The sequence below is a fragment of the Micromonospora sp. IBHARD004 genome (assembly GCF_052814115.1).
Map to the genome: position 1 here is coordinate 3,930,613 of NZ_CP199934.1, position 22,641 is coordinate 3,953,253.

The 22,641-nt window shown below is 68.6% G+C and carries 23 protein-coding genes and 1 pseudogene; 14 read left to right on the top strand and 10 right to left on the bottom strand.

Going from position 1 to position 22,641, the window contains the following annotated elements:
- Nucleotides 1–408: 408 nt before the first annotated feature.
- From sigJ to ACTWO6_RS19215, 3 genes are all read left to right on the top strand, one after another.
- On the top strand, nt 409–1,353 hold the full coding sequence (sigJ, locus tag ACTWO6_RS19205) for an RNA polymerase sigma factor SigJ (protein ID WP_446215211.1): 945 nt from the start codon (nt 409–411) through the stop codon (nt 1,351–1,353).
- A 93-nt stretch (nt 1,354–1,446) separates the two neighbouring features.
- Entirely contained in the window at nt 1,447–2,643 is a 1,197-nt protein-coding gene (locus ACTWO6_RS19210; RefSeq protein ID WP_446215212.1) for an NAD(P)/FAD-dependent oxidoreductase, read from the top strand.
- A gap of 388 nt (nt 2,644–3,031) precedes the next feature.
- Complete coding sequence (locus ACTWO6_RS19215) at nt 3,032–3,718, top strand: DUF402 domain-containing protein (RefSeq protein ID WP_446215213.1); 687 nt, start codon at nt 3,032–3,034, stop codon at nt 3,716–3,718.
- A gap of 154 nt (nt 3,719–3,872) precedes the next feature.
- On the opposite strand, the gene ACTWO6_RS19220 is transcribed toward ACTWO6_RS19215, so the two are convergent.
- From ACTWO6_RS19220 to ACTWO6_RS19230, 3 genes are all read right to left on the bottom strand, one after another.
- A complete protein-coding gene (locus ACTWO6_RS19220; RefSeq protein ID WP_446215214.1) occupies nt 3,873–4,430 on the bottom strand; it encodes an IS5 family transposase in 558 nt (185 codons plus the stop codon).
- Nucleotides 4,431–4,479: 49 nt separating this feature from the next.
- Nucleotides 4,480–4,743 carry a hypothetical protein gene (locus ACTWO6_RS19225; RefSeq protein WP_446215215.1) on the bottom strand — a complete coding sequence of 88 codons (264 nt, stop codon included), beginning with the start codon at nt 4,741–4,743 and terminating at the stop codon, nt 4,480–4,482.
- Nucleotides 4,744–4,828: 85 nt separating this feature from the next.
- Entirely contained in the window at nt 4,829–6,205 is a 1,377-nt protein-coding gene (locus tag ACTWO6_RS19230; protein ID WP_446215216.1) for a hypothetical protein, read from the bottom strand.
- 437 nt (nt 6,206–6,642) lie between these two features.
- Here ACTWO6_RS19230 and tuf point away from each other — a divergent pair, with 437 nt between their 5' ends.
- Complete coding sequence (gene tuf / locus ACTWO6_RS19235) at nt 6,643–7,830, top strand: elongation factor Tu (protein WP_446215217.1); 1,188 nt, start codon at nt 6,643–6,645, stop codon at nt 7,828–7,830.
- Nucleotides 7,831–8,444: 614 nt separating this feature from the next.
- Here the strand turns inward: tuf and ACTWO6_RS19240 are convergent.
- Nucleotides 8,445–9,470: a DUF4331 family protein gene (locus ACTWO6_RS19240; protein WP_446215218.1), complete on the bottom strand. Its 1,026-nt coding sequence runs from the start codon at nt 9,468–9,470 to the stop codon at nt 8,445–8,447.
- 181 nt (nt 9,471–9,651) lie between these two features.
- Entirely contained in the window at nt 9,652–10,716 is a 1,065-nt protein-coding gene (locus ACTWO6_RS19245; protein WP_446215219.1) for a serine hydrolase, read from the bottom strand.
- 666 nt (nt 10,717–11,382) lie between these two features.
- On the opposite strand from ACTWO6_RS19245, the gene ACTWO6_RS19250 reads away from it, so the two are divergent.
- A complete protein-coding gene (locus ACTWO6_RS19250; protein WP_250792837.1) occupies nt 11,383–11,754 on the top strand; it encodes an ArsR/SmtB family transcription factor in 372 nt (123 codons plus the stop codon).
- A 200-nt stretch (nt 11,755–11,954) separates the two neighbouring features.
- Here the strand turns inward: ACTWO6_RS19250 and ACTWO6_RS19255 are convergent.
- Nucleotides 11,955–12,778: pseudogene (locus ACTWO6_RS19255) on the bottom strand (HARBI1 family protein).
- Between the two features lie 100 nt (nt 12,779–12,878).
- On the opposite strand from ACTWO6_RS19255, the gene ACTWO6_RS19260 reads away from it, so the two are divergent.
- The gene (locus tag ACTWO6_RS19260; RefSeq protein ID WP_189194702.1) at nt 12,879–13,274 is read left to right on the top strand and encodes a VOC family protein; all 396 of its coding nucleotides are present in this window, start codon (nt 12,879–12,881) and stop codon (nt 13,272–13,274) included.
- Between the two features lie 82 nt (nt 13,275–13,356).
- Nucleotides 13,357–13,527 (top strand): hypothetical protein, encoded by a 171-nt coding sequence (locus ACTWO6_RS19265; RefSeq protein ID WP_446215220.1) that lies wholly within the window; start codon nt 13,357–13,359, stop codon nt 13,525–13,527.
- Between the two features lie 59 nt (nt 13,528–13,586).
- Here ACTWO6_RS19265 and ACTWO6_RS19270 read toward each other — a convergent pair whose 3' ends face one another.
- Entirely contained in the window at nt 13,587–13,760 is a 174-nt protein-coding gene (locus ACTWO6_RS19270; protein ID WP_446215221.1) for a DUF7677 family protein, read from the bottom strand.
- Nucleotides 13,761–13,763: 3 nt separating this feature from the next.
- On the opposite strand from ACTWO6_RS19270, the gene ACTWO6_RS19275 reads away from it, so the two are divergent.
- On the top strand, nt 13,764–13,895 hold the full coding sequence (locus tag ACTWO6_RS19275; protein WP_446215222.1) for a hypothetical protein: 132 nt from the start codon (nt 13,764–13,766) through the stop codon (nt 13,893–13,895).
- Between the two features lie 320 nt (nt 13,896–14,215).
- Nucleotides 14,216–14,521 carry an integrase core domain-containing protein gene (locus ACTWO6_RS19280; protein ID WP_446215223.1) on the top strand — a complete coding sequence of 102 codons (306 nt, stop codon included), beginning with the start codon at nt 14,216–14,218 and terminating at the stop codon, nt 14,519–14,521.
- A gap of 28 nt (nt 14,522–14,549) precedes the next feature.
- On the opposite strand, the gene ACTWO6_RS19285 is transcribed toward ACTWO6_RS19280, so the two are convergent.
- Together ACTWO6_RS19285 and ACTWO6_RS19290 are read right to left on the bottom strand one after the other, a co-directional pair.
- Nucleotides 14,550–15,482, bottom strand: coding sequence for an NAD-dependent epimerase/dehydratase family protein (locus ACTWO6_RS19285; RefSeq protein WP_446215224.1), 933 nt, complete (start codon nt 15,480–15,482; stop codon nt 14,550–14,552).
- 520 nt (nt 15,483–16,002) lie between these two features.
- Entirely contained in the window at nt 16,003–16,914 is a 912-nt protein-coding gene (locus tag ACTWO6_RS19290; RefSeq protein WP_446215225.1) for a hypothetical protein, read from the bottom strand.
- 869 nt (nt 16,915–17,783) lie between these two features.
- Here ACTWO6_RS19290 and ACTWO6_RS19295 point away from each other — a divergent pair.
- Complete coding sequence (locus ACTWO6_RS19295; RefSeq protein ID WP_446215226.1) at nt 17,784–18,986, top strand: cytochrome P450; 1,203 nt, start codon at nt 17,784–17,786, stop codon at nt 18,984–18,986.
- Between the two features lie 216 nt (nt 18,987–19,202).
- Here ACTWO6_RS19295 and ACTWO6_RS19300 read toward each other — a convergent pair whose 3' ends face one another.
- Entirely contained in the window at nt 19,203–19,556 is a 354-nt protein-coding gene (locus tag ACTWO6_RS19300; protein ID WP_446215227.1) for a VOC family protein, read from the bottom strand.
- Nucleotides 19,557–20,147: 591 nt separating this feature from the next.
- Between ACTWO6_RS19300 and ACTWO6_RS19305 the strand changes: the two genes are divergently transcribed.
- The 4 genes from ACTWO6_RS19305 to ACTWO6_RS19320 all read left to right on the top strand — a co-directional run bounded on the left by ACTWO6_RS19305 (nt 20,148) and on the right by ACTWO6_RS19320 (nt 22,553).
- The gene (locus ACTWO6_RS19305) at nt 20,148–20,585 is read left to right on the top strand and encodes an SRPBCC domain-containing protein (protein ID WP_446215228.1); all 438 of its coding nucleotides are present in this window, start codon (nt 20,148–20,150) and stop codon (nt 20,583–20,585) included.
- Nucleotides 20,582–20,902 carry an ArsR/SmtB family transcription factor gene (locus tag ACTWO6_RS19310; RefSeq protein WP_446215229.1) on the top strand — a complete coding sequence of 107 codons (321 nt, stop codon included), beginning with the start codon at nt 20,582–20,584 and terminating at the stop codon, nt 20,900–20,902. Before ACTWO6_RS19305 ends, ACTWO6_RS19310 begins: the two co-directional genes overlap by 4 nt.
- A gap of 45 nt (nt 20,903–20,947) precedes the next feature.
- On the top strand, nt 20,948–21,700 hold the full coding sequence (locus tag ACTWO6_RS19315) for a YceI family protein (protein ID WP_446215230.1): 753 nt from the start codon (nt 20,948–20,950) through the stop codon (nt 21,698–21,700).
- Between the two features lie 199 nt (nt 21,701–21,899).
- Complete coding sequence (locus ACTWO6_RS19320; protein WP_446215231.1) at nt 21,900–22,553, top strand: hypothetical protein; 654 nt, start codon at nt 21,900–21,902, stop codon at nt 22,551–22,553.
- Nucleotides 22,554–22,641: the final 88 nt, after the last annotated feature.

Here is a 22,641-nt window from a genome sequence, read left to right on the forward strand (position 1 = left end):
TGGCCTCTTCGGTGTGAAGCAGGACGCTCCGCCGACTCTGACCTGGGAAAACGGAACATCGCAGGTAGGAGCGAGTGCCGTTGGGGCCGTTCAGTGCCGTTGCAAGCAGTTCAAGGCCGTTCAGTACACCCTGATGCTCCCAGCTTGCTCCCCCGACGCCGACCCTCAGTGGGACTCACCCGATCGGCCGCGACCATCAGGCTTCCCGCAGGTCGACCCCTACGCGCAGCACAATTCCCGGCTGCCGTTATGCGTACTCGATGAGGATCGGAGCCTGTGTTGGTCGCAGGGCTTCGCCGGGAGGATGGCAGCGCAGGCAGGGGCCCTCCGGTGTGGAAGCGTAAAGAACTCCCATGATCGGAAAAGTCCGTGCCTGTTCGCCACCCCCACCCGCCTAGGATCGGGGCCATGCCCTTGACCGCGAACGACGTCGACCGGTTCGAGGCCTCCAGGCACCGCCTGGAGGCCATTGCCTACCGCCTCCTCGGCTCCGCCGGGGAGGCCGAGGACGCCGTGCAGGAGACGTTCCTGCGCTGGCATTCCGCCGACGTCGACCGCATCGAGGTCCCCGAGGCCTGGCTTACGAAGGTGCTCACCAACCTGTGCCTCAACCAGCTCACCTCCGCGCGGGCACGGCGCGAGACCTATGTCGGCCAATGGCTTCCCGAGCCGCTGCTCGCCGGGGACCCGATGCTCGGCCCGGCCGACACCGCCGAGCAGCGCGAATCGGTCTCGTACGCGGTCCTCACCCTCATGGAGCGCCTCTCCCCCAACGAGCGGGCGGTGTACGTGCTGCGGGAGGCCTTCGACTACCCGCACCGGGAGATCGCCGAGATCCTCGACATCACCGAGGCCGCCAGCCAGCAGACCTTCCATCGCGCCAAGAAGCACGTCGCGGACGGCAAGGCCCGCACCGAGATCGACGAGGCCGCCGCCCGGCGGATAGTCGAGGAGTTCCTCGCGGCCGCCACCAGCGGCCAGACCGAGCCGCTCGTGCGGCTGCTCACCGAGGACGCGATCTCGATCGGCGACGGCGGCGGGAAGGTCCCGGCCCGCGCCAAGGCGTTCGAGGGCGCCCTCGCGGTCGCGAAGTTCCTGCGGGGCCTGTTCAAACCCGGCGAGGCCAAGCGCGCCATGGTCGGCGGCGCGCCCGAGGTCTACGCCTGGACCGCCAACGGCGACCCCGCCGTCGTGGCCGTCGTGGACGGCCGGGTCATCGGCGTCATGTGCCTGGAGGTCACCGCCGAGGGCATCGCCGCGTTCCGCAACCAGGTCAACCCCGACAAGCTCGAACGCGCGACCGCGCACTGGGCGGCCGCCGACCACGGTGAACCGCTGTTCAAGGCCTTCTGACCCTCGTGTGAGGTGCTTCACATCGCGTTCCTGTCAGGAAACGGCGGGCCGCCCGGTTCAAGTGGCGAACCCGCATCAGACAGGAGCACGGAAATGCAGCACCGCATCATCGTCCTCGGAGCCGGATACACCGGAGCCATCGCCGCCGGCCGCCTCGCCAAGCGGCTGCACCGCCAGGACGTCGCCATCACCCTCGTCAACGCCGAACCCGACTTCGTGGAGCGGGTCCGGATGCACCAGCTGGCGGCCGGCCAGGACCTCAAGCCCCGGCCATTCAGCGAGATGTTCGCGGGCACCGGCGTCGAACTGAAGCTCGCGAAGGTCACCGGCGTCGACGTCGACCGCAAGACCGTCGCCGTCATCGACGCGAACGGCGCCGAGGAGCTGGAGTACGACACCCTCGTGTACGCCCTCGGCAGCGGCTGGAACGCCCAAGGCGTCCCCGGCACCGCCGAGCACGCCCATGAGATCGCCAGCCGCCCCGGAGCGCTCCGGCTGCGCGAGCGCCTGGCCCGCCTGGAGGCCGGGCAGACCGTGACCGTCGTCGGCGGCGGCCTCACCGGCCTGGAGGCCGCGACCGAGATCGCCGAAGCCCGCCCGGACCTCGACGTCGCCCTCGCCGCCCGCGACGGCCTCGGCGACTGGCTCTCGCCCAAGGGCCGCGGGCACCTGCGGAAGGTCTTCGACAAGCTCGGCATCACCGTGCACGAGCACGCCGCCGTCACCGGCGTCGAAGCCGATCGCGTCACCACCGCCGACGGCAAGGCCATCCCGGCCGCGGTCACCGTGTGGACCACCGGCTTCGCGGTCCACCCGATCGCGAAGGCGACCGCCCTGGAGGTCACCGGCGCCGGCCAGATCGTGGTCGACGGGACCATGCGCTCGGTCTCGCACCCCGACGTGTACGCCGTCGGCGACGCGGCCTACGCGATGGGACCGGGCAACAAGCCGCTGCGGATGTCGTGCGCCTCGGGCACCCCGGTCGCATGGCAGGCCGCCGACGCGATCGCCGCGCGCCTGACCGGCGGGAAGCTCCCGAACATGCCGATCCGCTACTTCAACCAGTGCATCTCGCTGGGCCGCAAGGAAGGCGTGATCCAGTACGTCACCGCCGACGACCGCACCGTCCGGGCGGCACTGACCGGACGGCTCGCCGCCGTCTACAAGGAACTGGTCTGCAAGGGCGCCGCCTGGGGCGTCGCGAACCCGACGCTCGGGATGCCGACCCGGCGCCGCCGCGTCGCGCGGGAGCGGGCCACGGCGGGCTCGGCCGTCAAGGCGCTGGCCTAGTGCACGCGGCGAAGCGGGCGCCCTCGATGCGAGGGCGCCCGCTTCGCTGTCGGTCTAGGCGGCGACGATCGCCGGGTGGAGGTCCTCGGCCGGGGGCTCCCAGGCGTCGACGTCGACGGTGACCTGGTCGCCCGATCGGGACCGATCCGCGCCTATTGACGGTCGCTCTTTGAGCGCGTTTGAGAAGGTCTCATGATGTTTCACGTGTCGTGGTTTGCGTCGGCCAGTCGATCATCCATAGCGGTCATACGTCGCGCCAGCGTCGCTACCCCTCGGACCCCAGAGCTGTCTTTGAACCTTGCCGTGCTTGCTGCATCGGGGTGTAGGTGGTCTGGGGTGTGATGGCTGGCGTTCGGATCGGCGAGTATGGGGCAATGATTACCGGGCCTTGATTGGGTATCGTGCTCGAATAATCTTTGAGCGGGGGCAGACGATCGTCCGCCGGCACCTGTACCCGGACGGCCGGGTCGGCTCGGTGCTGTGCGGGCGGGTGGTCAGCGACGATGAGTGCGGGCTGGCGCTGTGGATCGAGGCTGGCTCACAGGCCATGCGCCGGGTTGACGGCGCTGGCCAGCCGACCCGGAAGCTGTCGCTGCTCACGTCGCTGCGGATGACTACGCTGCTCAGCCTGAGCACTTGGCAGCCTTTCCGGACTCTGATGTTGATGCCGCCTGGTGCGGCCCACTCGGTCTGGTGGAGCTGGCGACCGGACGGCGATTTCGATGGCTGGTATGTCAACCTGGAGCGTCCGGTCACCCGGTGGGCTGGCGGGGTCGACGTCTACGACCAGGAGCTCGACCTGCTCGTCTATCCGGATGGTAGGTGGTCGTGGAAGGACGAGGACGCGTTCGCCGAGTACACCGGCGAGCCGGCGTTCTGGGATGAAGTCGAGGCCGCCGGGGTCCGGGCCGAGGGCGAACGGTTGCTTGCCCTGGCCCGCGCAGGGGCCGCGCCCTTCGACGGCCGGTGGATGGACTTCCAGCCGGATCCGGCGTGGCGGCCGACGTTGATGCCGCACTGGTGGGAGTTGCCGGCGGACGCGACCTGCTGGGGTCCCGAGTACTTCCAGCCCTGAGCGCGTGCTTGAGAAGAGTCATCCTTTGAGGTCGTCGAGGGTCCAGGCCCTCTGACGGGTGGCCGTGGGCGAGGCGGCGGATCATGCCGTTGATCGCAGCCCAGCGGATCATCGCTTCGGAGGTGGCGGGGTGGCGTTCGTAGTCGCGGGCCAGTCAGCGGTGGGCGGTCAGCCAGGCCAGCGAACGCTCGACCACCCACCGGCGCGGGATGACGGCGAACCCTTTCTGGTCGGGTGCCTTGCGGACGATCTCCAGCACGGTGCGCAGGATGCGCTGGCACCAGCCGACCAGCAGGCCGGCGAAGCCGGCGTCGGCGTACACGAACCGCACCGGGGTGAACAGGTGCAGGCCCAGCAGGGTGGTCTTGGCGCCGTCGCGGTCCTGCACGCTGGCGGCCATGACGCACACGATTAGCGGCAGGCCGAGGGTGTCGGTGACAATGAATCGCTTGCGGCCGTTGACTTTCTTGTTCGCGTCGTAGCCGCGGCTGGTTCGCGGTACGGTGTCGGCGCCCTTGACGCTTTGGGAGTCGATGATCCCGGCCGACGGTTCCTCGTTTCGCCCATGGGCGGCGCGGACCCGCCGGCGCAGGATCGTCAGCATCCGCTCGGTGAGATCGTCTGCCTCCCACCGCGCGAAGTACCAGTACACCGTTTGCCAAGGTGGGAAGTCGACCGGCAGCTGCCGCCAGGAACAGCCAGTGCGCACCACGTACAGGCCTCACTGACCCGACGGCAGAACGTGTCGTCGTCAGGTCCGGTCAGGACGCGGCAGCGCGGCAGGCCATCGGGTGGCTGGTCGCACTGGTCGGCGAACCCAGCGTCGAACCGATCCAGCATCCCGGTGATGACGAGTTCCTGATACGGCCGGACCCATTCAGGTCGCGTGCCAGCGAGGAAAGCGAAATGATCGCCAAGGCCCGTGTGTCCGCACCGGGCCGTTCCAGAAGCTCTACCAGCGCCGCGACATAGTCTGGACTGTCGACCGGCAACGGTTCCATGCCGGACACCGGCTTAAGTGGCACCGCCGGACGGTATCACCGTGCCTGGCGCGGCGAGAGATCCGCTCTTCGGCACGACCGGACGTACGGTTCCAGTTCAACCAGGCGTTCAGTGACGGTGGGGGTCGGGCTCGCGGCGGGTAACGGTGAAGGCGTCGTTGCCGAGGGACAGCGACACGTCGGCGGTGTGCGAGACGGCGTGGGAGGCGGTGAGCGCGGCTGTGCGCAGCGACAGATACGCGGGGCGCGGGAACTCCATCGCCCGCAGTCCCCACGTGTCGTCACCGTCGGGGACGGCGAGGTTGACCACCGCTGAGGCGTCGCGTGCCGCGCCGTACTGGGTGTGGGCGGCGGTGTAGGTGGCCAACGTGAGCTGGGCTTGCGCTGGTAGGTCGACCACCGTGGGCTGGGGTGAGTTGGCCGGGACCACCGCTCGGGTCCAGTGGTCGTCTGCAAACCAGGCCGCGATCCGGTGGGCCAGGCTGGGACTCCCAGTAATCCAATCCTCGGCCAACCGCCGGAACGCATGGTCGCGCGCCGCCCCGCGCTGACCGGCGGCGGTGAGCACGCCGTCGCCGGCGCCCGCGAAGGCATCGCACAGCTCCCGCAGCGGAACCCGGCCGACGGCCTTCGCGTAGCGCACCGTTCGGATCTCGAGCATCGCCTGGTGGAGCACCATGGCGGCTTCCCCCGCCCCGCCCCGCGGCAGTGGCCGCTTGATCTGTCGAGGCTTGCGCCGGGCGGCGCGGCGGGGTGGGGTGTACGTGTCCGCGGCTTGGCCGGCGTTCGACAGGTGCCACGACGGGTCGTCGAACCAGACGGTGGCCGAGGCGGCGCGAAGGTGACCCTGAGTGCCGACACGGACCTCGACTCCGGCGGTGTCGGCGGCCAGGGTCGCACCGGCCCCGTCACCGCTGTCGAACCGCACGTCCTGGACGTCGCTGAGGAACAATTGCACGACCGCGTCCCCGTGGTCGCCCGGCGTGGCGTAGCGACGCGGAGCCGCGAGGGCCACGTAGCCGCAGAGTTCCTGCCCGGCGCGTTCCACCCGCACGGTGCGGACCTGCGCGCGGGCCAGGTCGTAGTCCTTCGCGACACTCTCGACAGCCGTCGCGGTCAGCGGCGCGATGCCGGGCCGAACCTGCCCCTGGTAGTCGCGGTAGTGCACGACGCGGTCGACAAGCGGGGGCAGCAGAGGCTCCAGTCGATGTCCGGCGACCGCGGCCTGCTCGATCATCCACGCCTGGCGGGACGGTCCCAGGTCTGCCATCCATACCAGCGCAGCCCTCGCCCGCCGCTCACGCAACCACAACGGGCGACTGAACGCTGTACGGAACAGCGGGAAGGTGTTGTTGTCCCAGACGTCCGCGATCTCGGCGACGGCCTGCCGGTCGAAGCGGCGGCCATCGGCCGCCAACTCCCCGATGCGGGCCACCGAGCGATCCAGCAGCGCGGCGAACATCGACATGGCAGATGCCCCGGTCATGACCGCGAAGCCTAATACCGCAACGGCAGTAAGAGCGGTGACCCAGGCGGCTTGCTCCTGCCGGACCCCGATTAGTTGTACAGCGCGATCGGCGTCTGATCTCGATCGGCCCGAAGGGCTATGTCATATCCGGGAGGGAATATCGGTCGCCCCACCGTGCGTTCGAGGCTAGCGTGATCGCCATGTTCGGCACCGTCGGCTCTGTGCGGCCCGCAGGGTTTCCACCTGCCGGGCGCCGCCGGCGTGTGCGCGTGGCTGGCTGATACCCGAGGCTGACCCTCCTCCCGCTCTGGCAGAACCACGGAGGAGGGTGGCCCGGTGCTCCGGCGCTGCCCTCGCAGGCGCGCCGCGGCGTGCGGTTCTGGCGCGGTTTTCCGCGGATTGGCACCCGCCCGCGTTCGTCGTCCGCCAGCTCATCTCCAGTATGGAGTTTCATCATGGCCAAGAGCCAGTTCGTGCGCGCGAAGCCGCACCTCAACATCGGCACGATGGGTCACGTCGACCACGGCAAGACGACCCTGACGGCCGCCATCACCAAGGTTCTCGCCGACCGCGACCCCGCCGTCAACCGGTTCGTGTCCTTCGACGGCATCGACCGGGCGCCGGAGGAGGTAGCGCGCGGCATCACCATCAACATCGCGCATGTCGAGTACGAGACCGGGACCCGGCACTACGCCCACGTGGACATGCCCGGCCACGCCGACTTCGTGAAGAACATGATCACGGGGGCGGCGCAGGTCGACGGCGCGATCCTGGTCGTCTCCGCGCTTGACGGGGCGATGCCGCAAACCCGCGAGCACGTGCTGCTCGCTCGGCGGGTCGGAGTGCCCTACCTGGTGGTGGCGATGAACAAGGCCGACGCGGTCGAGGACCCGGAACTGCTCGACCTGGTCGAGCTCGAGGTCCGGGAGCTTGTGTCCGAGTACGGCTTCCCCGGCGACGAGGTGCCCGTCGTACGGGTGTCGGCGCTGCGGGCCCTCGAGGGCGACCCGCGCTGGATGTCGTCCGTCGTGGAGCTGCTCGACGCTGTCGACCGGTACGTCCCGGTGCCACCCCGCGAGCTCGGCGAGCCGTTCCTGATGCCAATCGAGAACGTGATGACGATCTCCGGGCGGGGGACCGTGGTGACCGGCGCGATCGAGCGGGGCACCCTGCGGGTCGGCGACCCGGTGGAGGTGGTCGGCCTCGGTCCGACGCTGTCGACCGTGGCGACGGGGCTGGAAACCTTCGGCAAGTCGCTGGCGACCGCCGAGGCCGGGGACAACGCCGCAGTACTGCTGCGCGGGGTCAAGCGCGACCAGGTGCAGCGGGGTCAGGTGGTGGCGCTGCCGGGCAGCGTCATGCCGCACCAGCGGTTCCGGGCCAGGCTCTACGCACTGACCACCGCCGAAGGTGGGCGCCACACGCCGTTTCTCGCCAACTACCGGCCGCAGTTCTACTTCCGCACGACGGACGTGGTCGGGTCGATAGACCTCGGTGACGTGACGATGGTCCTGCCGGGCGACACCGTTGACCTGTCGGTGGAGCTGGGCAAGCCGATCGCGATGGATGTCGGGCTCGGCTTCGCGGTCCGGGAGGGTGGCCGTACAGTGGCCGCCGGCACGGTGACCGAACTGCTCGACTGAGGTACGTGGAAGGGCCCCTTGCCAACAAGGGGCCCTTCCCGTACGGGCCGCCCGACGAGCAGTGGCCGTGACCAAGGTAGAGGAAGGCGAAGACGTCGACGACATGCCTGCCTGGCCGCACGCCAAGGAAAGAGCAGCCAGGTAACCGCCCAGCGGCGGCTGTGAACTGATGCCCCTCAGAAGGCATGGGTAGCAGAGCCCCGACCCATACGTCGATGCGGAAAGACCCTCTTGACTGGCGTAAGCGACCCCCAAGACGACAGCCGGCACCAGCCCGGCGGGGAGCAGCGAACCCTGACCACTTCGGTCTTCTCTGGGAGGTCACGCCGGCCCGCTCACTCACACCACCGCAGGTAAGCGCGCTGTCCCTTGTCCGACCTCATTGAACACTTCGGACGCGGTGACCATTCGCCAAGCTCGCCCACCCTGTGGCGCCGCCGATAAAGCCGAGCTCGACATCGCTGTCACCGTCACTGGCGTTCACAACGATATGACCACCCCGGAGACCTCTCGAATTGCCTCGACAACCGCCCCCGACGCGGACGGCGATCAGGCGGGGTAGCAGTAGCGCGCGCCGGCCTGCCAGTGCACCCAGTCGGTGCGGCCGCGGTACTTCACCGCCCGGCGGGCACCACGTACGGGAAGGAGTCGGCGCGGGCTTCCTTCGTTACGTCCGGGGTGAGGCCGGAGGTCATGCCGGTGTTGAGCACCAGGGAGAACATCACCTCGGGCGCATTGTCGGCCATGGTGCGGCCGTTGCGTGCGGCGAAGCCGTAGTTCGCTGGGGTGCCGACCTGGTACGACAGCATGTCCGGGTAGAGCGCGCGGGCCACGTTCCAGCCGTACGCCTGCGGGTCCGGCGCGGTGCCGTTCGGGGCCACCACCCGGGCCACCGCCATGGCAATCTCCTCCCCGTCGGCGCGCAGGTCCTCGCACGGGTGCCGGGTGTTGGCCGGGTTGCTGAAGTCCGTGTCGGTGGGCCAGAAGATCGGCCACATCATCGGGTGCCCGGCGCGGTTGATCTGCCGCCATCCCCCGGCGTCGGTGGCGAGCTTGGTGGCCGCCCAGACGCCGATCTGAGTGCCCTGGCCCAGCATCGGCTCGTCGGAGACCTCGAGGACGATCGAGTCGACGGTGGTGCCGGCGAAGCTGTTCTTCGCCTTCTCCGGCTTCCAGGCGTTGCGGTCCAGCTTGGCGCCGTTCTTGAAGGCGTCGTTGACGGTGGCGAGCTGGTCGAGGTCGATGTAGAAGGGGTCGGTGATCCGCCCGGCCCAAATCCGCACGTGCTCGCCGGTCACCTCCGCGCCGGTGCGCCCTTCGGCGAGCAGGGTGCCGGTCGCCGCGTCGTCGCGGGCGTCGGCGCCGGTGAGCGCGTGCAGGGCGAGGTCCTGCCCGCCCTGGGCGTCGAACTCGCCGAAGGTGACGCGGTAGGTCAGCTCCTCCATCTCCGAGCCGTTGGTGTGGATCTTGAACTCGTACCGGGCTTCGTGGTGGAAGCCGGGCTTGATGTCCGCCTTCGTCACCGAGCTGTTCACGTCCATCACGATCACGGTGCCGCGGTCGCCGTCGAAGACGTACAGGTCGTCGAGGTAGAGCTGGCCGGTCTGGGCGGCGAGCGGGGTGTCGAGGTGGTGCGACATGGGCTGGCTCCCAAGGTAGCGCTGATGCAGGACCGGGCCGAGGCTAGCCGGGCGAAAAGCCCACAAGAGGCCAATTCACCGACATTACGCCGACCGGGCCGCCGGACGCGGTGCTCAACGGCCCGATCCTGCGCGCGCGTTAGGTGGGCAGGGCACCCGCCGCTGCGGCTCGTAGCCGGGCTCACCCCGGGCCGCACCCCGGGGTGATGTAGTCGTGGACGGTGCGGGCGAGTTGTCGAACGGTCTCGCTGCCGCTGCGGAACGGGCCGGCGGTGAGGAACGCGACGGCGGTCTCCGCGCCGGGGGTGAGGCAGTAGCCGACGTCGTGGGAGGCGTCGGTCAGGTCGCCTGTCTTGTGCGCGAGGGGGGTACCGGGCGGCAGGGCGGCGGGGATCTTCGTGTTGAGGGTCTGCTTGCGCAAGAAGTCGATCATCAGGTCACGGGAGGACTCGGTGAGGATCCGGGCGTCCCAGACCGCGCCGAGCAGCGAGATGACATCGTCCGGGCTGGTTAAGTTCTCCCCGCCCCGGTCGGCGGCGCCGTCGAAGAAGTTGTGGGCCAGGACGGTCTCGCGCTGATTCATCGAGTCGATCAGGGCGTTGACGGGCGCGAACCCGCCGAGCTGGTCGATCAGCACGTTGGCGGCGATGTTGTCGCTGTACTCGATCATGTACTCGGCGAGCCGGTGGCCGGTCACCACCTGCGGAATCGCCTCGAACTTCAGCTTGCCCGTGCCGCCCACCACGTCATCGCGGGTGACCCGCACGCCCCGGTCGAGCGACAGCTGCCCGCAGTCGACCCGGCGCAGCAGCTCGACGAGGATCCACAGCTTAATCACGCTGGCCGCGTTCGGCCGGAACGTGTCGTTGACCCCGATCTGCTGGTGGCCGTACCGGCCGGAGAGGTCGCGCACGGCGACGCCGGCCCGGTTGTTGGTCGCGGCGGCCACGCCCCCGGAGAGCTGCCCGGCCAGCGGGGACAGCCGGCGGCCTGCGGCGGGGTCGGTGGGCGGTTGCGGATCGGTGACCACCTCGCCGACCAGCCGGTCCGGTTGCCGGTGCCGGCGGAGCACCTCGACCACGCCCCGGGTGCGGCCAGCCAGCGGCACCCGGTAGGCGTAGGTCGTACCCCCGGCGGTTACCACGCCGGCCGCGGTCCCGTCGCCGACCCGCATGCGCGGGTCGGCGACCCGGCCGCTGTCGCCGTCGCAGGCCCGGTAGCGGACGGTGCGGTCGACGGTGTCCACCGAGAAGACCCCACCCGAAAAGGCCAGCCACGCCGCGGCGCTGACGTAACGCCGAGATGCGGGCCGATCCGGGTGCTGCGCACAGGGTCGCTGCGGCGACGCGCGGAGCCGGTGCCGAAGACCACGCCTTGTGTCGCCGGCGGCTTGACCACTTCGGTCTTCCCTGGGAGGTCACGCCGGCCCGCTCGCCCAAATCACCGCAGGTCAGAGCGCTGTCCCCTGTCCGACCACGTCCTCCTGGATGCCGGGGCCGTCCCGCGCAGCCTGTCGGCGGCCGCCATCGAGGCGCACGGCAACCGACACCCACTCCCGATCGTGGCCATCGCCAACGAACTCCTCGCCCTTTGGGACCGCCCCCCCGATCACCCAGACCATCCTCGAAGGCCACCTCGACCCCGAGGTGTGATCAGCGGCGGTGGCCGGCGGATTCGAGGGCCTGGAGGAGGCCCGGACCCAACAAGGGTGCTCGGAGTGGGCGCCCGGGTGACGTCGCGCTACCTCCGAACGAGCGTGACGCCACCTGCCGCATCCACCATGGCAGAGGATGGGCAGCGGCTGTTCGTACCCTCGCCGCCCCGGCCCCAGCTTCCCTCGCAGCCGGCCTCGCGATCGCCATCGGGGTACTGGTCCCGGTTCCACCTGCCTATCGATCGTGTTGGTGGAACGATGGAAGACGTGGGAACTGCGAAAACTGCTATGCCTGCTATCTCGCCGCTTGCTGGCGAGCCGATCAAGCGTGCCGATGCCGAGCGGCTCGCGGGAGTGCTGAAGGCATTCGCCGACCCGGCCCGGCTGCGACTGCTCAGTCTGATCCAGTCCGCTCCGGAGGGCGAGGCGTCCGTGAGTGACCTCACCGCGCCGCTTGGTCTCTCCCAGCCGACCGTGAGTCATCACCTTCGGATCCTCACCGAGGCCGGCCTGCTCGAGCGCGAGAAGCGCGGCGTCTGGGCGTACTACCGCCTGGTGCCGTCCGCAATCGCGGCGATAGCCGACCTGTTGACGCCGCCCCGCAAGCGGGCGACGAAGAGGGCCCGCTGAGCGGCACTGTCGAGGACCGCGCCGTCGTAGAAGGGCCGGCAGGATGATCCGGTGCGCTTCACCCCTCGCCTCGTGACGTCCTTCCGCTTCTCACGGAGGTACCGCACTGCGCTTCGGCGCAATCACGCCAACAGCGGCAAATGAGTGCTGGCTCACTGAACCCTTCTCGGTAACGTCTCGTGACGGTTCGTGATCTTCGGTCAGGCGGTGCGGCCGTGTTCCAGCTGGAGCAGGACGAGGGCGGCTCGGGCGATCCGGGTGATGCCGCTGGGGTCGAGGCTGACCCGGCGCAGGGCCTTGAATGTGACCTTGAGCAGGGCGTTGGCCCGCTCGGCGACCGCATGGACGGCTCGGATGATCGAGTTGAACGCCTGCTGCTCGTCATCGAGTTCGCTGCCCTTGGGCTTCTTGACCGGGTGACGGAAGCCGTCGCCGGCGTACTCGTAGCCGAAATCGGTCAGGGTGGGGATGTCCAGGGTGGAGGCGAGCCGTTGAGGGCGTCGACCAGGCCGTGGGTGCGGGCGCAGGTGGTGTCATGCTCGCGGCCGGGGCGGACCGGGGAGACCCAGATCGGCCAGCCGTCGGGGGCGGAGATGACCTGGATGTTGCCGCCGTGGTGCTTGTGCTTCCCGGACCACCAGAGGTCGGCGCCGTTGGGGCCGGGGGCGGCGACGCGGTCAGTACGGATGACGGTGCCGTCCAGGTTGATATGGGTGTAGCCGGCGGCCGCCGCTCGTTCCAGCGCGGTAGACAGATCCGGGGCGTGGTCGGCGAGCACGGTCAGCCCTTCGTGCAAGTAGCGGTACGCGGTGGGCACCGAAACCCCGTTGTCCCAGGCGAGTTGGGCCAGCCGGGTCCCGTCGACGAACCACCGCAGCACCAGGACACCCTGCTTGAAGACGCCCAGAGCGCGGGTCCCCCTGCGGGTGCCGAGCCGTTCGCGGTGCTCGCGCAAGAGTTGGGCGAGAGTCTCGGCGGTCTCCCTGCCGACGGCGAGTGTTGCGGTGTAGGTGATATTGGTCAACGCGTGAAGCCCCTGGGTTCCGGAACGTGATCTTCGCAGACCTGTCGGACGGGCGGCCTGGCCAATACTCTGAGCCCCGTCCGCACGATCTGGGAGAGTCATGACAAGTAGGTTCACCGAGTTGACCGTTGACTGCCACGATCCGGAGAGACTCGCGGCCTTCTGGTGCGAGGTCCTGGACTTCAAGGTGATCGACCGGAGCGAGGGCAAGGTCGAGATCGGCTCGTGGGTGCCAACCGTCGAGGATGTTCGGGCCCGTCAGATGCCGCCCACCCTGCTGTTCGTCCAGGTACCTGAGGGCAAGACGGTGAAGAACCGCCTTCACCTCGACGTCAGCCCAATCGACGGCAGCACCGAGGACGAGGTGACCAGATTACTCGGCCTCGGCGCCACCAAGACGGATGTGGGCCAGGGCTCAGACCGAAACTGGGTGGTCATGGCAGACCCCGAGGGCAACGAGTTCGACGTCCTACGCACCCTGGCACCGCAGACCTAGGCCACGAGCGGCGCCCGCACCCCGTCACACACCGCAACCGTCACATTGCCGAGAAGACCTCACTGAGTACTGTTCGCGGCCGATGGACGCTGCAACGTTTGACCAGCGGCAACAGTCGCGCTTCGCGCTGCGGCTGCTTCTGGTCCGGTTTCCGCGTTATGACCGGGCGGAGATCCTGCGGCGGCTCAACAACTACGAGGCCGATCGGTTGGTCGAGCCCGGTCCAATCGACCGGTCGAGCATGGGTCGCTGACCCGTGCCGGAGCCCGCAGGCGGGCGGCGATCTGCATGCCAGGTCCTCGGACGCTCGGGTCAGTAAAGCTGGCACTCCCAAGGCTCAAGGGCGGCGCGGCGCTCGGCGTACTTCTCGTTGATGGGCTCTCCCTGGTCGTCAAGTTCGAGGACGTTGGCGAAGATGGCGAAGCAGATCTCCATCTGGGAAGGCGAGTCCTTCAACTCGTCCCAGTAGTCGATCCCGTCCAGCATGGGATGACCGACCGAGCCGCGGGCGACCCACCCGGCGAAGCGACGATCGTGGCCGATCAGCTGCTCGACATCGACATGCTCAAGGAGTTGAGCAAGGGAAACTTTGAGCCCGGACCGGCGCGGCAGGGCCGTTGAGGTGCTGCAGCAACGGTTCGGGATCTCCCAACGGCGGGCCTGCCGACTGGTCGGGCAGCACCGGTCGGCGCAGCGGCGCCCCGCGCGGCCGCCACGCGATGACGAGCAGCGGCCGCGGGCCCGGCTGCGCCACATCTCGGTGGCGCATCCGGGGTGGGGTTGGCGCAAGGCCCACGCGATCGCCGTGAGGGAGAGGCTGGTGACCTATCGGAAGCACACCCGCCGGCTGTGGCTCGGCCCGCTCGTTCACCGCAGATGCCACCGTCGCCGTACTCGACGAACTAATCACCGGCCTGGGCCGACGCCCGGAGCACATCCGCATGGACAACGGCCCCGAACTGACCGCGCACGCGCTGGTCGACTGGTGCCGATACAGCGGCGTCGACCCGGCCTACATCGATCCGGCATCGCCGTGGCAGAACGGAGTCTGCGAGTCGTTCAACGGCCGCTTCCGCGATGAGTTCCTGGTCTGCGAACAGTTCGACACCCTGCTGAAGGTGCAGGTCCTGGCCGAGGACTGGCGCACCGAGTACAACACCTACAGGCCCCACGGCTCGCTCGATGGGCTCACCCCGGAAGCCTTCCGACCGCGGTGGATCACCAACCGGCAACCAACGCTCTCATAGCCGGTGGTCGGCCCACGCCTCGAGGCGATCAAGCGAACAGCTCTCGGAAGCCCTCCCGCCATGACGGGTACTCCAGGGTCAGCCCCAACTCAGACTTGGCCTTGGCGTTGCTGGCCGCGCGGAGCTGGGTGCCGTAGTACACGGCTTGAACGCCGATCTGTTCCTCGGCCTCCTCCTCGGAGACGCGCCGCGGCGGAGGGGCGTCCAGGATTTCGGCCAGGTACGGCAGCCACTCAGCCTGGGGGGCGGGCTCGTCGCCCACGACGTTGTAGATGCCGGGGCTTCCCCTGTCGACCGCTTGCACGGTGGCCGACACTGCGTCGCGGACGTGAACAAACGGATACCGGCCGGCGCCCCCGCCGACAATCGGCACGTCGCCCGACTTGACCCCTGTTGCCCATTCTCCGCCCGGCCCGATCGCGGTGCCTTCACCGTAGAGAAAACCGTATCGAAGGACGACGCCTACGATCCCCGGTGTGCCCAACACCAGTGTTTCGGCCGCGATGTTCGCCTGTATGTGGCTTCGGATCGGCTCCGCGGCTTCCAGGTACAGCGGTGACGACTCGTCCGTGGGGCCCGATCCGACCGGCTGGGTCATGAAGCTGGCGCTCTGCGCAACAACCCGACGGGTGCCGGCTTCGCGAGCCGCCGTCATCAGCGTCTTGGTGCCCTCGCTCCGCAGCCGGTTGGTCACCTCCAGCCACTTCGCGTAGTCACGAGACGGCGCGGAGAGCGCCGTGATCTGGTTGATGATCACCTCCGGTTCGGTCTCGAGGATCGCCTGACGCACCGCAGCGTCGTCGAGCCCGTCCATCAATGCCGGCCGCGCCCCGAGTGCCTCTATGACGGAGAAGTTCTCGGTCCGGTGGGTGCTGGCCGTGACCTCGTGGCCCCGGTCCACCAGCGCCTCGACGAGGGGCCGACCCAAGACCCCTGTTCCCCCTGCGACGAAAATTCGCAATGTCGTCTCCTTGTTGTAACGAGGTAGCTCTGCCCGGGCTGTTGCAGCAAGCCTGTTCACCACCTACCGTGCCGCGGCCTGCTCGTCGCTCGTCGCTCGGCGGTCGGCGGTCGGCGGTCGGCGGTCGGCGGTCGACGGTCGACGGTCGACGAAAGACTGCACCGCCGATCGCCTGCCAACACGTCCCAGTCCGACTCATCGTGACCCACAGCTCTGGTTGACCGCGAACCAATCGGTCAAGCTGCGGTGCTGTCCTTGACATCTTTTGAGGTCTGACCGGTCTCGCACCACCGCAGGTTCCCAGCACCGTGGTCAGTAAGCGAAAGGGGCGCTCTCCCAGACGGGAGAGCGCCCCTTTCAGTGCGTCGGATTACCGCCCCTTAGCCGGGTCAACCCAGGTCTGATCAGGATCCACGAAGGGGTCCTGCGGGACCGGGAACTGCGCGGTCGGAGCCGTATGATGGCCGGGCGCGCCGTAGACGGCCGGGGCAACACGTGTTTGCGCCGCGTGGCCACTGGCCTACCTTGGCATTCCGTCGTCGACGATCTGGGTGGGCGCGTGAACACCGAGCGGCTGCGTCGGGTATGTCGGCTGGCCGTACTGTTGCGGCTCGTCCCAATCGGTCTCAACTTCGTGAGGTCCGCGCCGCCACAGCAGCGTGCCGATCACGCCGATTCCGCTGAGTAAGAGCAGAGCGCCAATGGTGTACGCCAGCCACATCAGCGAGCCACCGCCGCCGCTTGACGAGCTGCCGACGATGAGCGATGACTGGTCCGTTGGCGCTGCTCCGATGTCGGTCGCATCGGCCGCGGTCGGCGTATCGCTAGCCGTGGCGCTCCGAGTTGGAGTCGGCGTTGGATCTGGCTGAGCCTGGGCCGGCTGTCCAGCTGCCACGATCGTGGACTGATACGGGCCGGCGGAGCTGACGCCCCCGTCGCTTCGCTTGGGTTGCACTTGTACTGAAAGCGTAAGTCCGGTGCTGGGCATCTTCTTGTTAAAGGACAGCTGATACTGGATGTTCACTCCGTCGCCGGGCGGCAGCGCCAGCATCCCGAAGTCGATCTGATCGTTTGCCGTGACGACACCGTTCTGCACACCGTGCTGGGTGAACGTTCCGACGCTGTGTGGTCCGCCGAGAACGCGCTGACGCTGGAGGTGGACCAGGTCTCCGACTAGACCATTCGCCTGAAGGACGAACGACACGTTGAGGTACCGGAGAGTCTCCTGTGTTTGGTTAACCACATGCAGGGTGAAGGGCTTGGGGTCGCCTCCGCCGTGAAACTGCCCGGGCATGTTGTCGATGCTCACCTGGCAGCATCGATCGCCGCCGGCGAATGCCGGCGACGCCACTGCGAGGACCGGGGCCGGCACGGCGATGAGCAGGCCTAGTAGCGTCGTCACCATGCCGCGTTCGAAGGGCTTACGCGGCATATGTTCGATCCTTTGGGGTGCGTGCGCCGACGCCCGCCGTCGGCAACCGGCCACGGTACGTCGATGCGTGGCGCCAGGCAAGCCGATCACGCAGACAGTGTCAGGGTCGGCGTACCGGACTCGCCTAACCGACGGGACGATCACGATGGTCACGCGACGGGCACGAAGGCCGATCCGCCGTCAGGTAGCCCGTAAAGTCACGTCATGCGGAGCGCTCGGCTCGTCGTATCCCTGGCGATCTTCTTGCGACCGCGACGCTGAGCGCCCTCGCCGGCTGCGGACCATCGACCGTGGCGCCCCACGACCTGGGGTCATCCCTGAGAGGCGGGATCGAGTCAGGCGCGGACGCTGGACGGGTTGTGACCGGTTTATGGCGGATTCCCGATCGGTGCGGGCAGACGACGGTGAGGGGTCGGAGTCCAGGCTCGACCTTTAGGTCGACCCGCGTAGCGGGTGTGGCCTTGACGCCCATCCCGACACGATCCCACGATGGCGACGTCGGGGAGCAGGCTCTGAGGTCGTGTGGGTTCAAAGTCCTAAATGGACCTGCGGCATGCCGGTGGGATCCGGTTGCCGCCTCATCCCTCGCCGTTGCGCGGCATGGAGCGGTGCGGCCACAGCGAAGTCCGGGTCCATCAAGTAACGCTCGACCGGAAGACTTCCACCACTCGCGCTGAACGTCAAACGCACTCAATTCGGCACGACCGCGCGCACAGCACTGCCCGGTTTGCGGCAGAAGAGGGCCGGTGGCTCGGCGCGTAACACGAGGCTCAATGATCGCGCCAAGCTCCGGACCTGAGGCGATGGCGAGCGGCGATGCCGTGCGATGGTGCACGACGTCGATTGCCTGTTGCTGCCAGAATCGCGGCATGGACGCCGTCTCCGCTGCTACTCAGCTGATGAGCCCGGAGGGGCGCCGGGACCCGTACCCGCTCTACGCGGCGCTGCGGGCGAACGGCCCGGTGCTCGCCCTGGACGACCAACTGATCGTCACCTCCTATCGCCACGCCAGCGCGGTGCTGCGAGACCCGCAGATGCTCGTCGTCGACCGCGACATGCTGCGTCGCCAGTTCGGCCCGGAGTTCGCGACCAGGCCAGCGCAGGCCTTGCTCACCGACTCGATGCTCAACACCAACGCGCCCGACCACCGGCGCATGCGGCAGCTGGTCAGCGGCGTGTTCACCCCGCGGCGCGTGGCCGACCTGCGCACGGCTATCCAAGCGCAGGCCATGCGGCTGGCCGACGCGCTGCACGACAGCGATGAGCCGGTGGATCTTATGGAGCAGTTCGCCGTACCCCTGCCCGTCACGGTCATCTGCGAGTTGCTCGGGGTGCCCGAGTCGGATCGCGGATGGTTCCGCCCCGTCGCGGTTGACTTCGCCGACGCCATCGAATACGCCATCACGACCGAAGCGGCCGACCGCGCCGACCGGGCCGCGACGCAGTTGCGCGACTACTTCATCGGACTGGTCGCCGACCGCCGGCGAAAGCCCGCCGACGACCTGACCAGCGAACTGGCTGCCGCGGCGACATCCGCGGACTCGGTGCTGTCCGGCGCCGAACTGCTGGGAAACCTGGCGTTGCTGCTGCTGGCCGGCCATGAGACCACGACCAACCTCATCGGCAACGGCATGGCAATCCTGTTCGGGCACCCCGATTCCCTGACACGGCTGCGCTCCTCACCCGAACTGGCACCCGCCTTCGTCGAAGAATTTCTCCGCTTCGACTCCCCCGTGCAGATGACCACCCGCGTACCCGCGTCCCCCACCACCGTCGCCGGCGTCGATGTCACCCGCCGTACTGAAATCACCGTGCTGCTCGGGGCGGCCAACCGCGACCCCGACCGCTTCTCCGCGCCCGACTCCTTCGACCCGTTGCGCAGCGACAACATGCCACTCTCTTTCGGGGCTGGCGCCCACTTCTGCCTCGGCGCGGCGCTGGCCCGACTCGAAGCGCAGATCGCGTTTCCCCTGCTCCTAGCTCGCTTTCCAGGGCTTCGCCCCGCCAGTGATCCGATCCGCCGCGACCGCCTCGTGCTCCGCGGCTTCTGCCGACTTCCGGTGAGTTTGTGAACCTGGGCGGTTCATCCGTCGCTCGGCGCGTAGCTACGTGCACGCGGTCTACGGTCTGGTTCAACGCCTCGTGACTCGCGCTCCTAAAATCTCCGGCACGACCGAATGGTCAGCGGCATGTGCGTGCGTCTTCGGCTTTCGCGAAGAGAGTGATGTCGGCAACCGACGCTCACGTGGACGACCGTGGCTGACCGCCCCGATCCGCGCGCCGCTGGTTCAGCCCCGATGGTACGCGATGTTGATCACGTTGCCGTCTGGTGCCCGGACGAAGAACCGGCGCACACCCCATGGCTCTGTAGTCAGTGGGTGCACGATCTCGTAGCCAAGTTTCTGAGCATCTTCATAAGCACCTTCCACGTCATCCATTTGGACGGAGATGACCGGGTCTTCGGGTGCGGTTGCGTCGCGCGTCACGAGTTGGACGTTCGCCCCGCTGTCGGGAGAGGTGTAGCGGGCCACCCAACCCATGTTGAACTCCTCGGTGCTCAGCCCGAGGTAGTCGGTGTAGAAGCTCTTCGCTGCCTCAACGTCAGCCACTCGAAGGTCGGCCATAACTCGCATGACGCGCATGTGGTCCTCCTGCTCACGAATGGATGCTCATGATTGTCTTCCGAACGCTGCGGCTTGTCGACTCGCGCACTCCGGTGATGGCCATTCTTCCGTGGCGCACGACGAAGATTACCGAGCGCGACGCGCCACGCACTCAATTCGGCACGACCGCGCGGTCAGCGGATGCCATGTGCGGACGTCCGCCGCCGGGATACGGGACGGACGGCGCGGCACCCGGCTGTGGTTGCTGTAACCGCAGATCGAGGCCTCGGAGATCATTGCGCGATTAGCAAGAGACGCAGGCCGCGTTGATCTTGTCGCCGCGTGGGCGAGGCGACCGGGGCGCCGGTCGGGCGATGTACGGGCCGGAGGTCTGTGGCCGGACACCGTCGGGTCCGGGGACTGGGCCGGTGCGGTACCACCGGCCGCGTCTCACCCCTTCCAGCCACACCTGCGAGCTCAGCCGACGGCGGCGCCGAACCACCGAGGCAGCTGGTTAAGCAGACCATCGACCCTGGCCGGGGGCCGCACGATCGGGTGATGTGTAACCGGCGGGTTGCAGATCGGCCGATGATGTGCAACTGTGGAGTTGCGGATGAAGGGAGACCACGCATGAGTGACCGCATCGAGCGCTCCGTGCTCATCGAGGCACCACTGGACCGGGTCTGGGACCTGGTGACCGAGCCCGGGTGGTGGGTGCCGAGTCAGACCCCGGCCCCGATCGACCGGACGCCGGGGGCCATCACGGTCCGCGAATCCGAGCAGTGGGGCCGGTTCCCCGTGCAGGTGGTGAGCTTCGACCCGAAGACCTACGCCGCGTTCCGGTGGGCCAGCACCAGCCCAGGAGAGGATCTCACTGGCGACAACACCACGCTGGTCGAGTTCCATCTGGCCAACGAGGCCGACGCCGTCAAGGTGACCGTGGTCGAGACCGGGTTCGCCGCCCTGCCCATCCCGGAGGAGGCACGCCGCAAGGGCTTCGACGGCAACACCCAGGGCTGGGCCGAGATGCTGGACAGCCTGCGCGACCGGGCGCAGCAGCCGGGATGACCACCGCGGTCGACGTCGACCGGGTGTTCGTGGCGCTGGCCGATCCGACCCGTCGACGGGTGCTCGAGCTGCTCGGGCGCTCGCCGAGCACGGCCAGCGCGCTGGCCCGGGAGCTGCCGGTGACCCGTCAGGGCATCCTCAAGCACCTCGGCGTGCTGCGCGACTCCGGCCTCGTGACCGGCGTACGGGCCGGCCGTGAGGTGCGGTTCCAGGTACGGCCGGAGTCGCTGGTCGCCACCGCGTCGTGGATGACCAGCCTGGCCGCCACCTGGGACGAGCGGCTGGCCCTGCTCAAGCGCCAGGCCGAGCAGTCCTGATACCGCAACGGCAGGTGATGAGCGACGCTGATCGGGCAGGTACGGGTGGCCGCAGGCGACATCCCGAACGCCGTCGACGCCTGCGAGGGCGCACTCGCAGCACTGCGCGCCATGGACCACATCTCCGCCGAGATCGACCTTCTGGCCGACCATGGCGACACGCTCCTGGCGTCCGCAAGAAGCTCACGTCGCTTGAATGAAATGCCTGACTGCGATGAGGGCGGTGGTGATTCCGCGTACAGTTGGCGGGTGGCGATCACGACGGGCCGGTTGCGGTTCGGCCCGAACAACGGGCGGATGCTACTGCGCACCAGCCGCAAGGGTGTCGGCTCGACCGTCGGGCACGACCTGACCATTGAGGTGACCGACTGGTCGGTGGAGCTGGACGTTCCCGAGACCGGGCCGGTGGACGCCACCGCGACGGCCCGCGTTGAGTTGGGATCCTTGGCCGTGCGGGAGGGCACCGGCGGTGCGCGACCGCTGACCGACAGGGACCGGGGCGAGATCGAGAACAACGCCCGGCGCACGCTGGACGTCGGTCGCCACCCGACGGCCACCTTCGAGTCCAGCCGGGTCGTCACCGGCGACGACCACGCCACGATCAGCGGAACGCTCACTCTGCACGGGGTCGCCGCCCCCATCGACGTCGAGGTGCGCGAGGTGACGCCCGACCGGTACCGCGCCGCCACGGTGGTGACCCAGTCGGCGTACGGAATCAAGCCGTACTCGGCCTTTCTCGGCGCGCTCAAGGTCCGTGACGACGTCACGGTGGAGATCGAGGTCGACCTCGGACGTTGACCTGGTCCGGACCGGGCCTCAGAGGCTGAGCGGCCCGGGTCGGTCAGCGTCGCGACCTGGGTGCCGTCCGGGCGGGTGTGGTCCTCGTCGATCCGCGGGTGGGCCTGTGCCTGGGACTTTGCGACGCCCCATCGTGAGCGAGGAGCGACTGTCCGCGCTGGGGGTTTTCATCGTTCCGCCGCAGAGGTACGGTCCCCCGATGCGACATATCGGAACCTTGATAGCCGCGATCGTTATCGGTCCCTTGGCCTGGATTCTCCTCGCCATCGGACAGGACCGCTCGGTCCAGGCCTTCACCGCGGCGCATACCAGCGGTGTCTTCGACACGGGTGACTACGTTCGGACCGCGCTGCTGCTGCTGGCGGGTGGGATCCTGCTCGGGCTCATCGCCACCCTGCGATTTTCCCCGTTGGGCGCAGTGCTGACCGGGGTCGTGTACGCGGGCAGTTATCTCGCCATGCTGCCCCGCCCGACCTGGCTGCTGCACCTCCTCGGCCAGAAGGTGACCGTGGCAGGGCTGCACGCCGACCTGGCCACGCCGGTGCGGACCGGCACAACGCTGCTGGTCGGTGCCGCGATGCTGGTCGCCGTGCTCAGCCGTCAGCGCTGGCGGCGCTGGCCGCAGCCAGCCGTCGACGCGCCCGAAAAGACACCTTCGGAAGGATTTACTTCGCTTGCCACTCCGGAGCGCGATCGCCCACTAGGTGCCGAATGGCTCGGCCCGCCCCCGGCAGGCCAGACCCCGCAGCCCGGCTCGACCGTGGACACCGGACCACAGCCGACCGGAGTCGGTGCGACGCACTGGGCGAACTCGCTGCGAAGCAACTCTTGGCCTCGGCGACAATCGGGCTGAACCGCCCCGCCGGCCGGCCCTGACGGACAGCGGGACAACAACGGTCACCGCTCGCCCCCACAGCAGGATCAGCTCTTCTCGGTGACTG

Coding starts and splice junctions, on each gene's coding strand:
- ACTWO6_RS19305 (WP_446215228.1), top strand. CDS start 20,148: ATGAGTGACCGCATCGAGCGCTCCGTGCTCATCGAGGCACCACTGGAC.
- ACTWO6_RS19320 (WP_446215231.1), top strand. CDS start 21,900: ATGCGACATATCGGAACCTTGATAGCCGCGATCGTTATCGGTCCCTTG.
- sigJ (WP_446215211.1), top strand. CDS start 409: ATGCCCTTGACCGCGAACGACGTCGACCGGTTCGAGGCCTCCAGGCAC.
- ACTWO6_RS19295 (WP_446215226.1), top strand. CDS start 17,784: ATGGACGCCGTCTCCGCTGCTACTCAGCTGATGAGCCCGGAGGGGCGC.
- ACTWO6_RS19300 (WP_446215227.1), bottom strand. CDS start 19,556: ATGCGCGTCATGCGAGTTATGGCCGACCTTCGAGTGGCTGACGTTGAG.
- ACTWO6_RS19275 (WP_446215222.1), top strand. CDS start 13,764: ATGACCGACCGAGCCGCGGGCGACCCACCCGGCGAAGCGACGATCGTG.
- ACTWO6_RS19265 (WP_446215220.1), top strand. CDS start 13,357: ATGGACGCTGCAACGTTTGACCAGCGGCAACAGTCGCGCTTCGCGCTG.
- ACTWO6_RS19290 (WP_446215225.1), bottom strand. CDS start 16,914: ATGCCGCGTAAGCCCTTCGAACGCGGCATGGTGACGACGCTACTAGGC.
- ACTWO6_RS19250 (WP_250792837.1), top strand. CDS start 11,383: ATGGAAGACGTGGGAACTGCGAAAACTGCTATGCCTGCTATCTCGCCG.
- ACTWO6_RS19230 (WP_446215216.1), bottom strand. CDS start 6,205: ATGACCGGGGCATCTGCCATGTCGATGTTCGCCGCGCTGCTGGATCGC.
- ACTWO6_RS19240 (WP_446215218.1), bottom strand. CDS start 9,470: ATGTCGCACCACCTCGACACCCCGCTCGCCGCCCAGACCGGCCAGCTC.
- ACTWO6_RS19270 (WP_446215221.1), bottom strand. CDS start 13,760: ATGCTGGACGGGATCGACTACTGGGACGAGTTGAAGGACTCGCCTTCC.
- ACTWO6_RS19210 (WP_446215212.1), top strand. CDS start 1,447: ATGCAGCACCGCATCATCGTCCTCGGAGCCGGATACACCGGAGCCATC.
- ACTWO6_RS19310 (WP_446215229.1), top strand. CDS start 20,582: ATGACCACCGCGGTCGACGTCGACCGGGTGTTCGTGGCGCTGGCCGAT.
- ACTWO6_RS19280 (WP_446215223.1), top strand. CDS start 14,216: ATGGACAACGGCCCCGAACTGACCGCGCACGCGCTGGTCGACTGGTGC.
- tuf (WP_446215217.1), top strand. CDS start 6,643: ATGGCCAAGAGCCAGTTCGTGCGCGCGAAGCCGCACCTCAACATCGGC.
- ACTWO6_RS19260 (WP_189194702.1), top strand. CDS start 12,879: ATGACAAGTAGGTTCACCGAGTTGACCGTTGACTGCCACGATCCGGAG.